Source organism: Mycobacterium sp. KBS0706 (assembly GCF_005938675.2).
Taxonomy (GTDB): Bacteria; Pseudomonadota; Alphaproteobacteria; order DSM-16000; family Inquilinaceae; genus Inquilinus.
In genome coordinates this window covers 1-1,338 of record NZ_VCCH02000275.1, presented here as the reverse complement: position 1 = coordinate 1,338, position 1,338 = coordinate 1, and the positions used below count along the sequence as shown (strand labels likewise).

The 1,338-nt window shown below is 66.3% G+C and carries 2 protein-coding genes; both read left to right on the top strand.

Annotated elements, in window-relative coordinates; genetic code table 11:
- The first annotated feature begins 421 nt into the window (after nt 1-421).
- Nucleotides 422-769: a hypothetical protein gene (locus tag FFK22_RS41785; RefSeq protein WP_138893704.1), complete on the top strand. Its 348-nt coding sequence runs from the start codon at nt 422-424 to the stop codon at nt 767-769.
- 90 nt (nt 770-859) lie between these two features.
- Nucleotides 860-1,338 (top strand): hypothetical protein (locus FFK22_RS41780; protein WP_221939306.1); only part of this gene is annotated, 479 nt, incomplete at its 3' end.

Here is a 1,338-nt window from a genome sequence, read left to right as displayed (position 1 = left end):
CTCCCGACAGCGGCAGCGCAGCGGCCGATCGTCGTCAGGGCGGCGTTCTGCGCCGGTGGTGGGGAGGCCTCGGCGGTATCTGGTTATCTTGATCAGGCGACCGGGCCGGAGGATCCCAAGTTTGTGGGCCTCATCCGAAACCTGACACAGCAATTGTTTCCTGGATAACCAGATCGAGGTCGGCCTTTCGCGAGGAGTTCTGGAGGCCGTTCTTGGTCTTACGCAATCACCGGCGAATTCTTGAATCAATTAGCAAGTTTGAGGGAAGACGCACATGAACTCACGCGGCATTCGCAGCCACGGTCTGTGGCACGGGCGATTGTCACATGCCGGTCTTTTGGCCGTCATGTTGCTTGCTGCCTGCTCCAGCCAGCAGTCCGGCCCTCCCCCGACGCTTGCCGGTCAGGCGCCGGACGGCACCGTGGAGATGCATGAGGTCCAGGCCGCCTATCTCGGCAGCGGCACCGCCGGCGGCGGCACCCTGTTCTTCCGTGGCCGGAGCTACCCGTTCAAGGTCGCCGGGGTCGGCGTCGGCGGCATCGGCCTGTCGACGGTCGAGGCTCGTGGCGAGGTCTACAAGCTGCAGAGCATCGATCAGTTCCCGGGGACCTACGCCCAGGGCCGCTACGGCTTTGCCATCGGCACCACGAGCGGCGGTGATCTCTGGCTGCAAAACGACGACGGCGTCGTCATGCACCTGGTCGCCAAGCGGGAGGGCCTGATGCTGAGCCTCGGCGCCGATGCCATCCAAATCACCATGGGCCGGTGACAGTCACGGAATGACGGCGGCGGCGTGATGCCTGGCCGAGGAGAAGCCCGCCTGATCGACGGCGGGCCGACAACAGGGAGGAAAGCCGAAATGGTGACGGCCTTTGCCGACGCCACCCGGCGAGCACGGGCGATCGGTGTGGTCGTCGCAGCCTTGTGCTGTGTGCCCCCCGAAGCTCCGGCCGTGGCGCAGGACGCGGCTGCGCCGCCGCCTGCGAGCACCGCGGCAGGTCCGTGGTTCGTCCGGATCACGCCCTATGCCTGGCTGCCCTCGCTCAGCGGCAGCACCCGCGGCGACCGCGGCCGCGGCGATCGCAGTGTCCCGTCGCTGTCGATCGACAAGGACTTCTCGGACATCCTCAGCGATCTCGATTTCGCTGGCATGATCGTCGGCACGGTCCGCTACGAGCGGATCGGCCTGCTCGTCGACCTCGACTACATATCCCTCACTGTCGACGGCAATCTGTCCGGCCCCTTCAGGACCCGGTACCATACCAACCTGGAAGCCGTTCTGGCCACGGTCGGCGCCACTGCCCGGGTGGTCGACGAGCCGAAGCTCGGCGTCGACCT